Here is a 13,870-nt window from a genome sequence, read left to right as displayed (position 1 = left end):
CTTTTAATGCAGTGTGGCGCTCGATATTTATTCTATTAATGAGGATTCTGTAATGATTTTAGATGTTCTGGAACATGCTGCAAGATATGAATCGTTATCCCCATATTTTGCTGATGCTTTTGCTTTTCTGCGTCGAGATGACTTGCGAGAGTTGGCTGATGGGCAATATGAAATTGTGGGACGAAGTCTTTTTGCCACAGTAGTTCATCAAAAGGGAAAAACTGTTGAAGAAGCAAAGCTTGAAGCGCATGACGAATATATTGATATTCAGTTTGTGATTCAGGGTAATGAGCAGATGGGCTGGAAGTCTCGGGGAGAGATTGCTGTGCCTGCTGAAAAGTCGGAAGAGTACCCAGATGTGTATTTTTACGACGATGTTCCGACTAGCTGGAATACTGTTCTGCCGGGATCATTTGCTATTTTTTTTCCAGAAGACGCGCACATGCCTCTTATCTCAGACGATGAAATTCATAAGGTTATTCTCAAAGTAGCAGTTAGCTAATATAGATAGCGTGTGCGATGGTTCTCTGATCAAAAATCAGTGAAGCGTCGCACACTTTTTGTTTGTGCTTTATGTCGGAAGAATATTTTGGGTACAGCTTATTCCAGAATCGTCGAGTCAGTTTCAGGCACAGGCTGCTGAGGGATCTCTGGAGTAATATATGTATTGATCTCATCGATAGCTGCTTGTTGTCCCTGCCGTGCTGCTTCTTCTATCCAGTACACAAATTGCTCTAGGTTCTTTTCAACACCCTCACCAAATTTGTAGCACATAGCTATACGATACTGCGCATCCTTATCGCTCTGCATTGCAGATTCGAGATACAGGTAGGCCGCTTCGGTTAATTTTTTCTCACCATCGCTTCCGATTCTGTAACGTTCAGCAAGGTTATATTGTGCAATTGCATGCCCTTGCTTTGCAGCATGGTAGTACCAGAACGTTGCTTTTTCTTCATCCTGCACAACGCCGGTTCCGGTTGTGTAGTAGTAGCCCATATTATTCTGTGCCACGGCATCACCATGTTCTGCCGCTTTGGCATACCATGAAATAGCCTTGTTCAAATCAGTACCAACGCCTTCACCACGTGCATAGCTTGCAGCAACGTGAATATAAGCATCTGCAAAATCTTGATCAGCAGCACGTTTGAACCAATAAAACGCTGTGATAGGGTCGTACTCCACCTCTATACCTTTAGTATAGAAGCTTGCGAGTGTGAACTGTGCTATGGCGTTGCCGCCTTCAGCAGCGTCAGCATAGAGCTCTAGTGCTTTGATTAGATTTTGATCAACACCTTCACCATATTCATAGCAATGAGCAACTTCCGCAATGGCATCTGGATTACCTGTCGCTTGAGCTCTCTCGTACCATTGTAAGGATGTCTTGCAATCTGCCGTAACGCCGTATCCGTGACGATAGATATAGCCAAGCTCTATTTGAGCCTGACAGTAGCCTTGTTCGGCTGCGGCAATAAACAGGCGGAGTCCTTTTTCCTGATTGCTTTCTGTTCCTAATCCCCAAAAATAGCATGTGCCAAGGTAGTAGAGTGCCTTGGGAGTTCTGTCGCGTGCTAATGACTCAAAAAGAGAAATAGCGAGCTCATACTCTTCAGCGTCATAGGCTAGGAGAGCCTGCTCAAGAGAAGAATTTTGAGATGCTTTGGTAAATAGCTTTTTTACGGAAGAAAACACAGGCGCTCCAGTCAGTCATGAATAGTGTAGGAATCAGTAAGGTGTATATTTGCATTACATTGCAATGCTCGCGTGTTCAAGTTTGAAACACGGGTATGAATAAATTGTACGCGTTGCCTTGTTTCATACTATTTAAAAAATAAAAAGTAGCGAATCAAGAGTGGATGTGCTTTTTAGCAAATGAAATCTTGTTAGAATATATTGTAAGGAAAGTGTTTCGTACTACGACATCCAGAGGATTAAAAAAATACTTACCTGCATAAAAATATGTATAAGTATAGACTAAAATGTGTAGATATAAAAAGGTTCAGTTCTAAGTTTTTATTGATGCAAAAACATCGGAGCATGTATAAACCAAGTGCAGGAAAAAGATTTTTGTCTAGATCATATGTACTGCCTGTAGGCGAAACGTATGAGAATAATTTTATGAGTTATGCCTAGAGAAAATGAATAAGAATTTCCATTCTGCATGAACTGAGAGTTTAGCCATTCTCATTCATATATGAAGCTCACCGCAGAGGCATGTAGTTTCTTCGTTAGCCACGAAAAATTGCATGAAGCCACCTCAGCAACAAGAGCTTCAACCACGGCTGCTTATTTTTTTACCTAAGGGTACAAAAATTTGAACGGCCACTGACTTTGGAATTTAGTGAACTTAAGAAGGAAAATTTATTATGAAACGTATTATCGTTCTCGCACTTGCTGCATGCATGGTGCTTGGTGCATCTTTTGGTGCATCTGCTGCTGAATTTAAGGCTTCCGGTTACCTCTACGCTGGTTACGACTACCTTAACGTAGACGAACAGGGCAAAGTTAACGACTTCTCCCAGCGCTTCCGTTCCCAGATCGACATCATCGCATCTGAGTCCCTCTCCGCTACCGTATTCTTCGAAATCGACCAGGACTGGGGTTACAACAAAGCTGATAACGTTGGCGGCGGCACCGGTGGCCAGATTGGCGCTGACGGCGTTAACATCGAAACTAAACGTGCTTACATGACTTTCATGGTTCCTTCCACTACCGTTCAGGTACGTGCTGGTATCCAGGGTCTCGCACTTCCAGGTGCTGTTGCTGGTTCCCCAATCATCAACGACGACGTTGCAGCTATCGTAGCTAGCACTTCTTTCGACAACGTTGGCGTAACAGCTTTCTTTGCTCGTCCATACGCTGGTTCTAAAGACAAGTTCCAGACTGCTAGCACTACTGCAGACCTCTTCGGTGCTATCGTTTCCGCTGATTTCGACGTAGTAACTGTTTCTCCTTACTTCATGTTCTCCAACAACGGCGATAATACTGGCGTTGGTTACGCTGATCTTGGCGCTACTGCTGGTAAAGAAGCTCAGTGGTACGGTGTTGCTGTAGAAGCTGCTCCAATCGAAAACCTTACTCTTGCTTTTGATGGTATCTACGGTAAAGTTGATTCCCGCGACGCAGGTTACTTCCTCGCAGCTAAAGCTGCTTACGCAATGGACTTCGCAGTTCCTGCAATTCTCGCATGGTACGGTTCTGGTGTTGACAATACTGCTGGTGATAACGTGTTTCCTATCATCAACGGTGGCTTCAACTTCGTTCCTACTACTCTCGTAGGTTACGGTGCTGCTGCAACTTCTGAAGATGCTCTCTTTGGTAGCGCAGCTGGCAAATGGGGTGTATCCCTCCAGGCTTCTGAAATGTCCTTCATCGAAAAAGTTTCCCATACTTTCCGTGCTACTTACATCCAGGGCACTAACGACGACGATATCACAGCTGACATCAATGATTGGACTACTGACGATAAAGCATACGAATTTGACTTCGTAACTACTTACGCAATGTACGACAACCTTGATCTCATCGTTGACCTTGCTTACGTAGTAACTGATCTCGACGACGCAGCTCCTAAAACTGACGACGTTTTCAAAGCTGCAATCGGCGCAAAATACAACTTCTAATTTAGAAGTAGTTTTTACAAAGTCAGTGAGCTAACAGCCACTATAAGAGGTACCCTGGCGGGTACCTCTTTTTTTGCGTAAAAAAGCCCCGCTACACGATGTGTAGCGGGGCTTTTTATTTGTACGGTAAAACCTACGAAAGGGAAGATAATCCTTTGCGTAGGGCATATAGTGTTGCTTGCACTCTATTGGAAAGATGCAGTTTTGTGAGAATATTATTCATATGCGTACTGACTGTTGCTTCACTTACAGTCAGTTCGTCAGCAATTGTCTTATTGCCTTTTCCTTTAGCAACGAGCTGCAGAATTTCCACTTCTCTTGGAGTAAGCGGGTGTGGTTCAGCATGCTTGTGCTCGCCCGGTGAAGCGATAATTGAAAGAGCTTCGAGGGCAATTGATGGTGTAAATGCAGGTTCTCCACTTTGAACTTTGCGTATATTCTGCGCAAGGTCTGATAATGAAATATCTTTGAGTAAGTAACCCATTGCACCTGATTTAATAGCGGAAAATACGGCGTCTCCAGAAGTGTTATGTGTAAGAATGACAATCTTACTGGAGATGTTGCGTTTTTTCATTTCCAAACTTGTCTGGATACCATCCATGACAGGCATGCCGATATTCATGAGAATGACATCAGGTAAAACGAGCTTTACTTGAGAAAGCGCATCCTCACCATTTGAAGCTTCTCCGACGATGGTAATATCATCGTTTGCAGAGAGGCCTTCGCGTAAACCCATCCGAAATATTTCGTGATTATCAACGATGAGAATACGAATCGGTTTGTTCGGGCTGTTTTTCATTGTTCTAATCCAGCTGATTTAAAGAAAAGATAAAGTGTGTGTCATCCATTAAAACATAGGGCAGTATATTCTGGTCGATTTGTGAATACAGTATGAAGGAACAGGTGTTAACTTATGCCTTCAACCCATGTTACAAGGTTAGCAGTGGTCATTCTGCGTTCTAACGGAGCTTGGTCTATTTATAAGGCAAGCCCGTGTAAATATATGTTGAGTAGCTCATGAGCGTCATCTTCAGCAGAGTTACCAACTGTAGAAACAATTCGTCGTGTCATTGCTCCATCGATCGAATCAATAAAAAAGATAGCTGTTCTATTGGCATCCATCGGGCGAAGTAATTTTTTAGAAATTCCATCTTCAAAGGTACGTGCAAAAATATTAATCATTTCCCAGTACGTTGAAGTTTTATCGTTAATATCTTTCTCAATGAGAGTAATAAAAGTAAGTTGCAATTCGTAATATACAGCTTTGTTTTGTTCGATATGAGTAAAAGACAGATGAATGTATTTTTCAAGCTTGTCCAATGGGCTGATATCACTTGCGAAAATCCTTCGAATGTTGCGACTCAACGGTTCAAAGCAATGCCCTGCAACAGAAAGTAAGAGTTCATTTTTATTTTTGAAATAAAGATACAGCGTTCCTTTTGCTATTCCAGTCTGATTAGCAACTTTATGCATAGTAAAATTTTCCAGACCGTGGGTCTGAATTATCGAAACTCCGCTTTCTAGAATTGAATGGCGGGTTTTTTGTTCTGCTTTTTGCTTACGAGTTATCTTTATTGTCACAGTCGTTGTGTCTTTCTGATTATAGTGAAAATGAATGGTCATTCATAAAATGACCAACAGTCATTGCATGAGTGTTACTCCTACAGGATGAGTAAAAATAAAGTCAAGCTCGCTGTTTAGGTAACCAGTGCGAATTATGTATGGAAATCGAGTCGGAGTGTAACCTAGGTTAGTGGTTTGTCTGTAGAAAATAATACGTATTTTATATTTTGTTTTGTCGAAACATTTGCATGTAAAAAAGCCTTGCCGACTTTTGTCGGCAAGGCTTTACGTTGCATGCAACTATCTATTGTGAATAGACATATCTGCCTAGATAAAACGAATGGTGAGTCGAGGTGGTATGTCTGAAGCACAAATAGACATGCATTAGCAACGGTGCCGACGGCGGACAAATAACATTTCGTTGAGTTTGGCTACATAGCCAGAACGTAACGCCAGCCGGCAATAACAATCATTCCAGTCACGATAGTTCCGAAAAAACTTTTTGTACGGATGGCAACAATGAATACAGGTATCGAGGACCATAGGTACATGTTGTCAAACGAAAGAGAAAAATCACCTTCATGAATAAACAAAGACGGGGCGAGCAAGGCACTTAAGATTGCTGCCGGAACATAGCTGAGCCACTGGGTAACAATGGCTGGAAATTGTTTATTAGAAAGAAGAGCAATCGGTAGTAATCTAGGGATATAAGTAACGACCATCATACCAACTATTGTCAGCAAAATTACTTCTTGCGAATATTGCATAACACAACTCCTGCTGTTGCTCCGATGATAGCGGCAAGGATAACGCAAAGCTGTTCTGCGCCTGCCAGATATAATCCTATGGCTGCTCCGGCTGAAATGAGCGCCACGATTGCATGCATGTTCGATTTAATTTGCCAAATCAGTAATACGACGAACATGGCAGGTAGCGCGTAATCAAAGCCGAGTGGTCTAATGTCAGCAACAAGATGTGAACCACATACGCCTAAGAGGGTGCCTGTTACCCAACAAAAATGCGCGATGCAGTTAACTGTGACTGCCTGTGTTTCACCAAAGTTATTGCGGTCTATATTTGCCATATGTATGGCAAAGCTCTCATCTATTAGTTGAAAACCAAAGAGTAGCTTTCGCGACATTGGAATTTTTGAAAGATGCGGAGCTATGGCTGCTGACATAAGGAAATGCCGTAGGTTAACAATAAAAGTTGTAATGATAATTGTAATTGGCGACATGGATGCCGCAAACAGGCTGACAGCAATAAACTGTGAGGAGCCTGCGAAAACAAGAAACGACATGAGTACGGTCATGTGTCCAGGAAGTCCGTTTTTTGTAGCAAGCACGCCAAATGTAAATCCGACAGGGATAAAGCCCACGATAATCGGGATGGCCTGCTTGAACCCATCCATTATGCCTGAGCGCAGAGAGCTCCTTTCATAATTTTCGGATGTAGCTGTGTTTTCAATTACTTCACTTTGCATATCTAATTCCTTCTAATGCGTTTCAATCTGCTTGAATTGAAACATGAAATCTGACAACATAACAGATGCAGTTTTTACAAAAAACGATAAGTACAGATTAGAAAAAGCAGACAGGTATGACTATGCAGGTGATTTCAAAAGATTTTAAATATCAGAATTTAGAGCATTATTTGATTGATATGATCGAAACAGGGCGATTTGATGTGGGCGAAAAGCTTCCGTCATTACGCGATATCAGTCAAAAAATGCATGTGTCGCTTGCGACTGTAACTCATGCATACATGGAGTTGGAAAAGAAAGGGATAATTGAAGCAAGACCCCGTTCCGGCTATTACGTGCGGCAGAAAGTTGCCCACTTACCTATTCCGGATTCTCCAGAGCACAATGTGCAGAGAGGGAACTTGAGTAGGACGCAACTTATTCAAACTGTCCTTGGCATTGTCGGTGAGAAGGGGATGCTTCCGTTTGGCTGTATCTGTGCAGATAGCTCATTGCTCCCTCATAAGGCGCTGGCTCGAATAATGAATTCTGTTCTGCGGTCAAGTGGGCAGGATATTGTGGGCTATGAGTCGATTCAGGGAAATCCTTTGCTTCGCAAACAGGTCAGCTGGCGTATGCAGGAACACGGCTGTCGGGTTACCAGCAATGATGTTCTGGTGACCTTCGGTGCAATGGAAGCACTGTACTTGGCGTTACGTTCCACCACGCGTCCCGGTGACAACGTTGTTATTCAGTCTCCAACATATTTTTGTTTTCTTCAGCTGCTGGAAAATCTTGGTTTGAGAGCTATTGAAGTGGCATCCTGCCCGACGAACGGAGTTTCTCCGCGTGATCTGGACAGAGCTTTTTCTCGTTTTGATATCGCAGCTTGTATTCTTGCACCCAATTTTAATAACCCTGACGGCTCGCTTATTCCTGATGTTGTAAAGAAAGAGATAGTTACCCTTTGTGAGTCATACCATATACCGTTGATTGAAGATGACGTATCCGGAGATTTGTATTGCGATACAGACGGACGTCCGCGTCCTCTCAAATCTTTTGATAAGACAGGAAATGTTATTCATTGTTCTTCTTTTTCTAAGACAATTGCACCGGGATTTCGTGTGGGGTATATGATTCCGGGTAAGAAGCTGGATAAGGCTCTTGAGATCAAGGCAACAACAAATGTTTCCTGCTCCACACCTACTCAATTAGCAGTGGGAAAATATCTTGAAGAAGGGCTTTACGATAGGCACCTGCGAAAATTACGCACCTGTATCTGCAATCAACGCAGCACGATGCAGCAGTATCTTCCGGAATATTTTCCAGAAGGAACGCGAGCAACGCAGCCTAAAGGCGGCGGTGTTCTGTGGGTGGAATTACCGAAAAAGGTAGACGGAACAAAGCTCTTTTTTGATGTAAAAAAATACAATATCAGTATTTCACCGGGTGCTATCTTTTCTACGAGCGATAGCTTTACTAACTTTATTCGCCTATCTTGTGTCGGATTCTGGAATGAGGATATGCGCGCAGGGTTGGAGACAATCGGACGTCTTGCAAAAGAGCAGATTGAACAAAACAGCTGAGCAATATTTTGATTTCTTAATAAAAAAGCCCCTGCCTGCAATATGCGGACAGGGGCTTTGTCTTTATTTGACTAGCCTTTTTGCAGGGTGTGCATCATGCCTTTAAGTGAATCAGAAACGCCGGAAAGGGTGTCTACTGATTGCTTTGCCTGTTGCATTTTATCAGCTGTGACAGTGGAAATATGGCTAATCTCATCGATTGCCTGAGTAATTTCTTCACTGGCAGCTGATTGCTGTTCTGCAGCCGTTGCGATGGCTCTAACCTGATCGGTTGCCGGAGTAACTTTTGAGACAATTCGTCCGAAAGCATCACCGGATTCCGTTACAAGTTTGGTGGCTTCTTCAACAGCTTTGGCAGTGTTGGTCATTGCATCAATATTCTGATGAGTTCCAGACTGGATGGTCTGAATTGCATTGCCGACACGTCTGGTTGCTTCCATTGTGTTTTCAGCAAGCTTTCTAACCTCATCCGCAACAACTGCGAACCCTCGTCCAGCATCACCGGCACGTGCGGCTTCAATCGCTGCGTTCAATGCCAGTAGGTTTGTCTGGTCAGCGATGTCACTGATCACATTCAAGATGTCGCTGATAGATTCAACCTGTCCGCCAAGCTCGCCCATTTCTTTTTTGAGATGTTCACTGAGTGAGTATACATTCTGAATCGTGGAAACAGATTGTCCGACAACTTTCAGGCCGGACTGTGCTTCATGGTAAACGGATTCAACACTGTTTGCAGCTTCAGAAGCGTTTCGAGCTACTTCCAGAATTGTACTGTTCATTTCTTCCATAGCTGTTGCAGTTTCACTGTTACGTGAGTCCTGCTGTTCAACACCTTCAGAAGTTGTTCGCACTTGTGTATCGAGTTCAGAAGAAACATCGGTCAGGTTATGGACTAACACTTCAAGCTGACCAGCAGCGGCAAGTTGACCGTTGCGATGTGCTTTAATTGCTTCTTCTTGCGCCTGTTCAGCTCTTGCCGTGGCACGCTCAGCTTCTTCAGAACGGAGCTGAACCTCTTTCATATTCTTATCGATTTCTTCCATGTTTTTCTGAAGAGTTCCTGCCATGCTGTTTACAGCATTCTGCATTTCAGCAATTTCATCCTGTCCTTTTGGATTACAGCGGACAGTAAGATCGCCTTCAGCAATTTGGGAAATAACAGAAGAGGTTTCGATAATTGGTCGTGAGATAAGTGTAACAAGGTAGAAAATACCTGCGAGGGCAACCAGCAGACCGGCGATACCGGTTATGAGAAGAGTTCTGGTAATCTGATTTGCGTGTGCAAGTACAATGTCCATTGGAACCGACAATGAAACAACCCAGTTTTTCTGAGAATTACCAAAGTGTACGGGTACTAATACACGTAACTCTTTGTCTGTTTCGCTTACAGTAACGTCACCGCGCATTGCTTGTTGAAGCAACGGGCCGCCGCCTTGAACTGATGACGCAAAAGACTGCCCGAACAGTTCCGGCTTGCGGGTAGCAGCCTGAATATTGCCGTCAAAAGCAATCAAGCTCATGGTGCAATTGCCGTCAAATGCTTTAATGTCGTTAACAATATTTTTTAAGAATCCAGCGGATAAATCTACACCTACAACGCCGATGGCCTTGCCATTTATGAGAACAGGTACGGAAAGACTGGATACACTGTATTTTGAACCAGCGGTGCTGGTATACTCTGTTACAATTGTTGCTGCTTCTTCGCGAGTATCACGACTGTAGGTGTACCAAGTGCCGTTGAGGTCGGTACACGGTGCCAGATCCATTGCTCCGTCTGACTTACTCCAGTACGGAATAAACCTGCCGTCGGCAGCGCTGAATTTTCCATCATCTTCATACCGGCTGTCTTCCCCGTCAAAAGCCATTGGCTCTGTGGCCATCCATACACCGTACAGTCTGGGCTGTTTCAGCGCAATTTGCTTCATGATGCGGGCAACGTGTTCGCGATCCGGTTTGTTCTGGTAAGATTTTACCCCTTCGACTGTGTTCGCCAGAGTACGAGCAACAGCAAAGCCCTCGTCAAATTCTTGTTTAACGAGCAGTGCCTGTTTTTCCGCAGCATCCTGTGTCATGACACGCGCAGTTTCAATAGCTGCAGTACGCGTGAAATTAATGGTTACCGCAAGTAACCCTCCTATGAATACAATCGAACATCCCGAAATGATTAATAGAAGTTTCATTTTAAGAGATTTGAACTGCATAGTTCCCTCCAGTGTGGTGAGGCTAGTAAGTATTCATTACAAGATTAAGGCGAGTGTAGTGAATTAATATGACAGGAACAAAATAGAATCGTGCATAATGATTCTAAAAAGTTTTTTCTTTCATATTATGGGTTTTTTCCTAATAAACTTCTCGGTGAGCAACCGTTTTGCTTTAATCGAAAATACGTATTTTTACATTTTTTACATAGCAGGTGGAAAATTATAAAAGATGTCTTTAGTAAGGAAAAAAAAGCGATTAGGATATGGAGAAGGTGTGTGAATTTCTTCATTCTGATGCAGTTAATTGTAAAATAGACAATATAACTTTGATAATAGATTAAGAAACAATTTTTTTATTAGCAGAAAAGATTTGAGGAAAATATATTGAAATAGTGGGTTGCGCTCAAAGGGAGTGTTATGTGGAATCGTATAGCTCATAAAAAAACGGCTCTGTTTATACAGAGCCGTTTTTGTGTGTACTTGTCACACTAAAGATAGTGTGTAGCATTTTTCGAGTTATGGCATTGTGGCCAAATGGCAACATGCTCTACGACCCGGAGCAATTTTAGTATCTACCGGAGCTGCCTTTCGGCATATGTCCATGACGTGCGGGCAACGTGGATGGAAATGGCAACCGGACGGCGGGTCCAATGGTGAAGGAATTTCACCTTCCAGCGGGCTGAAATCAACCCCGCGACGGTCAAGGCGCGGTACTTCATCCAGCAATGCCTGAGTGTATGGGTGGAACGGACTGTTGAATATGTCATCTACTGATGCCACTTCAACAACGCGTCCGAGATACATAACCGCAATTCTGTCGGAGATGTGCTCAACAACACCCAGATCATGACTGATGAACAAACATGTCAGGTTCAACTCATTACGCAAATCCATAAAGAGGTTCAGAATCTGTGCCTGAATGGACACGTCCAATGCTGCTACGGATTCATCGCAGACAAGGCATTCCGGTTGCACAGCCATAGCGCGGGCAATGCCGATGCGCTGGCGCTGACCACCGGAAAACTGATGCGGGTAGCGGTGTGTATATGATGGATCAAGACCGCAGCGAAGCATAACTTTCTCAAGGTAGCCATCAAGTTCGGAAGAGGTGGTCAGCTTATGATACAGCGGAGCCTCACCAATAATATTGCGAACACGCTTACGCGGATTAAGTGATGCAAACGGGTCCTGAAAGATCATCTGCACGTTAATATTGTACTCTTTAAGGTCTTGACCCTTCAGCGTATCAACATCCTGCCCCTTGTAATAAATTTTGCCTTCACTACGCGGAAGAATGCCGCACAGCATACGCCCGAGAGTGGATTTACCACAGCCGGATTCTCCTACAAGACCGAGCACTTCGCCCGGCATAACAGAGAGATTTACTGAATCAACTGCCTGTACCCGTTCCTCACGCAAGTTGGAACCAAGGGAACGGGCAATACGTCCGGCTAAGTCGAGCTTCTTTACAAAAACGCGGCTTAGTCCTTCACATCGAAGATAAGGTGTATTGTTATCGTTCATATACGTTTCCGTTGCATGGATTACAGGTTTGGGTGGAAACAGCAGACACGGCGGCCGTCGCTTACTTCTGTCACAGGCGGTTCACATAAGCATATATCTGTCGCTTTAGGACAGCGCATGCGGAAGGAACAGCCATCCGGCAGATTGATAAGGGAAGGCGTCATACCTGGAATCTGGTAGAGCGGTTCACCGCGATGGTTACGGCTCGGCACAGATCCGACAAGACCTTCGGTATACGGATGCAGTGGCTTATCGAGAACAGCTTCAACCGTGCCTTCTTCGATAATTTTACCTGCGTACATAACAGCGACACGGTTTGCCAGACCGGCAATTACAGTAAGGTCGTGCGTAATCCACATGAGAGACATGCCTGTTTTGCGGCAAAGCTGCTGCATCTCAGACAAAATCTGACTCTGGATTGTTACGTCCAGCGCGGTTGTCGGTTCGTCCGCAATGATGAGATCAGGACGGTTTACCAAACCTGTTGCGATGGCAACTCGCTGACGCATACCGCCGGAGAACTGATGTGGGTAGGCTTTAATCCGTTCTTCAGGGGATGGAATACTCACCATTGCCAGCGCTTCAATTGCACGCTTCCGCGCTTCTGCTTTGCTGACTTTTTTATGTGCCCGTACTGCTTCGATCATCTGAGTGTCGATGCGCAGAACTGGGTTCAGCGTCATCATCGGGTCCTGAAAGATCATGGCAACTTCGTTTCCGCGGAAACTGCGCCATTCTTCAACCGACTGTGTTAACAGTTCACGACCTTTGAATTTGATCGACCCGCCAACAACGCGACCCGGTTCATCCACAAGTCCCATAATGGAAAAGCCTGTTACGGATTTACCACTGCCGGATTCGCCGACAATACCCACAACTTCACCCTTATCGATATTGAGGGAAATGCCGTTAACGGCTTTTGCCACACCGGCACGGGTGAAAAAGTGTGTTTTAAGATGCTTGATTTCAAGAAGTGGAGTGCTCATCGTTTCAACCTCGGGTTCAGAACGTCACGTAATCTGTCACCAACAAGGTTGATGCTTACAATAAGGATAAGCAAGGCAACGCCCGGGTAGAAGCTGATCCAGTAGTATCCACTCTGCAGGTATTTAAAACCGTTGGAGATAAGCAGACCCAGAGATGGCTCAGTAATAGGCATACCAAGACCAAGGAAGGAAAGGGTTGCTTCAAGTGCAATGGCACTCGCTACTTTTACGGTCGAAATTACAATAAGTTCCGGAGTACAGTTCGGTAATACATGCGAAAACATGATTCTGCGTTGCGGTAAGGCAAGGCATTTTGCTGCTTCAACATATTCTTTGCTGCGCTCAACAAGCACGTTGGAGCGAATGGCACGGGCATAATACGCCCACTGAACCAGAATCAGGGCAAGGATGATTTTATCAACCCCTTTACCGAGAATTGCCAGCAGGATAAGTGCCACAAGAATTGCCGGAAAGCTGAGCTGTAAGTCAACAATACGCATGATGACGGAATCTGTTTTACCGCCCACATAAGCAGCCCACAGTCCGATAACTGCACCGATAACCAGAGCGACAAAGGTAGATACAACACCTACACCAAGAGAAATACGCAGCCCGTAAAGGATAGAGCTGTACATGTCTCGACCTTGACTGTCTGTACCAAGCCAGAAAGACATGGATTCATCGAATGAAGTGGAACCCGGTGCGAGCTTGCCGTCCATAATATCAATAGACATCAAATCGTACGGGTTTTGTGGTGCAATGTATGGCGCAAACAGCGCAACACCGATCATAACAATAAGAATGACCAGTCCGAGAGCTGCCACACGGTTTTCAAAAAACTCTTTTACTGCCTCTAGGAACAGGGATTCATTTTGAACCGCCGGAGCCACAGCAGTAGCTTCTGTAATATTTTCTGCCATATCAGAGT

The 13,870-nt window shown here is 44.3% G+C and carries 12 protein-coding genes; 3 read left to right on the top strand and 9 right to left on the bottom strand.

Annotation, left to right across the window (positions count from 1 at the left end; genetic code table 11):
- Positions 1-52: 52 nt before the first annotated feature.
- The gene (locus tag ACZ5V1_RS12845; RefSeq protein ID WP_464389174.1) at positions 53-502 is read left to right on the top strand and encodes a NanQ anomerase/TabA/YiaL family protein; all 450 of its coding nucleotides are present in this window, start codon (positions 53-55) and stop codon (positions 500-502) included.
- 98 nt (positions 503-600) lie between these two features.
- Here the strand turns inward: ACZ5V1_RS12845 and ACZ5V1_RS12840 are convergent, their stop codons facing one another.
- Positions 601-1,689, bottom strand: a complete 1,089-nt coding sequence (locus tag ACZ5V1_RS12840) for an SEL1-like repeat protein (protein ID WP_464389173.1) — start codon at positions 1,687-1,689, stop codon at positions 601-603.
- A gap of 674 nt (positions 1,690-2,363) precedes the next feature.
- Between ACZ5V1_RS12840 and ACZ5V1_RS12835 the strand changes: the two genes are divergently transcribed.
- Positions 2,364-3,620 carry an outer membrane homotrimeric porin gene (locus tag ACZ5V1_RS12835; RefSeq protein ID WP_464389172.1) on the top strand — a complete coding sequence of 419 codons (1,257 nt, stop codon included), beginning with the start codon at positions 2,364-2,366 and terminating at the stop codon, positions 3,618-3,620.
- Between the two features lie 133 nt (positions 3,621-3,753).
- Here ACZ5V1_RS12835 and ACZ5V1_RS12830 read toward each other — a convergent pair whose 3' ends face one another.
- The 4 genes from ACZ5V1_RS12830 to ACZ5V1_RS12815 all read right to left on the bottom strand — a co-directional run bounded on the left by ACZ5V1_RS12830 (position 3,754) and on the right by ACZ5V1_RS12815 (position 6,666).
- Positions 3,754-4,419: a response regulator gene (locus tag ACZ5V1_RS12830; RefSeq protein WP_464389171.1), complete on the bottom strand. Its 666-nt coding sequence runs from the start codon at positions 4,417-4,419 to the stop codon at positions 3,754-3,756.
- A 179-nt stretch (positions 4,420-4,598) separates the two neighbouring features.
- Positions 4,599-5,243 carry a TetR/AcrR family transcriptional regulator gene (locus tag ACZ5V1_RS12825; protein WP_464389170.1) on the bottom strand — a complete coding sequence of 215 codons (645 nt, stop codon included), beginning with the start codon at positions 5,241-5,243 and terminating at the stop codon, positions 4,599-4,601.
- Positions 5,244-5,614: 371 nt separating this feature from the next.
- The gene (locus ACZ5V1_RS12820) at positions 5,615-5,950 is read right to left on the bottom strand and encodes an AzlD domain-containing protein (RefSeq protein ID WP_464389169.1); all 336 of its coding nucleotides are present in this window, start codon (positions 5,948-5,950) and stop codon (positions 5,615-5,617) included.
- The gene (locus tag ACZ5V1_RS12815) at positions 5,929-6,666 is read right to left on the bottom strand and encodes an AzlC family ABC transporter permease (RefSeq protein ID WP_464389168.1); all 738 of its coding nucleotides are present in this window, start codon (positions 6,664-6,666) and stop codon (positions 5,929-5,931) included. The genes ACZ5V1_RS12820 and ACZ5V1_RS12815 overlap by 22 nt, the downstream gene beginning before the upstream one ends.
- A gap of 116 nt (positions 6,667-6,782) precedes the next feature.
- Here ACZ5V1_RS12815 and ACZ5V1_RS12810 point away from each other — a divergent pair, with 116 nt between their 5' ends.
- The gene (locus ACZ5V1_RS12810; protein WP_464389167.1) at positions 6,783-8,231 is read left to right on the top strand and encodes an aminotransferase-like domain-containing protein; all 1,449 of its coding nucleotides are present in this window, start codon (positions 6,783-6,785) and stop codon (positions 8,229-8,231) included.
- Between the two features lie 71 nt (positions 8,232-8,302).
- Here ACZ5V1_RS12810 and ACZ5V1_RS12805 read toward each other — a convergent pair whose 3' ends face one another.
- The 4 genes from ACZ5V1_RS12805 to ACZ5V1_RS12790 all read right to left on the bottom strand — a co-directional run bounded on the left by ACZ5V1_RS12805 (position 8,303) and on the right by ACZ5V1_RS12790 (position 13,862).
- Positions 8,303-10,432: a methyl-accepting chemotaxis protein gene (locus ACZ5V1_RS12805; protein ID WP_464389166.1), complete on the bottom strand. Its 2,130-nt coding sequence runs from the start codon at positions 10,430-10,432 to the stop codon at positions 8,303-8,305.
- A gap of 516 nt (positions 10,433-10,948) precedes the next feature.
- Positions 10,949-11,956, bottom strand: coding sequence for an ABC transporter ATP-binding protein (locus ACZ5V1_RS12800; RefSeq protein WP_464389165.1), 1,008 nt, complete (start codon positions 11,954-11,956; stop codon positions 10,949-10,951).
- A 20-nt stretch (positions 11,957-11,976) separates the two neighbouring features.
- A complete protein-coding gene (locus ACZ5V1_RS12795) occupies positions 11,977-12,942 on the bottom strand; it encodes an ABC transporter ATP-binding protein (protein WP_464389164.1) in 966 nt (321 codons plus the stop codon).
- Complete coding sequence (locus tag ACZ5V1_RS12790; protein WP_464389163.1) at positions 12,939-13,862, bottom strand: ABC transporter permease; 924 nt, start codon at positions 13,860-13,862, stop codon at positions 12,939-12,941. The genes ACZ5V1_RS12795 and ACZ5V1_RS12790 overlap by 4 nt, the downstream gene beginning before the upstream one ends.
- Between the last annotated feature and the right edge of the window lie 8 nt (positions 13,863-13,870).

Source organism: Halodesulfovibrio oceani subsp. galateae (genome assembly GCF_055397225.1).
Note: the sequence above shows the minus strand (reverse complement) of the source record. Positions and strands in the feature narration are given on the sequence as shown.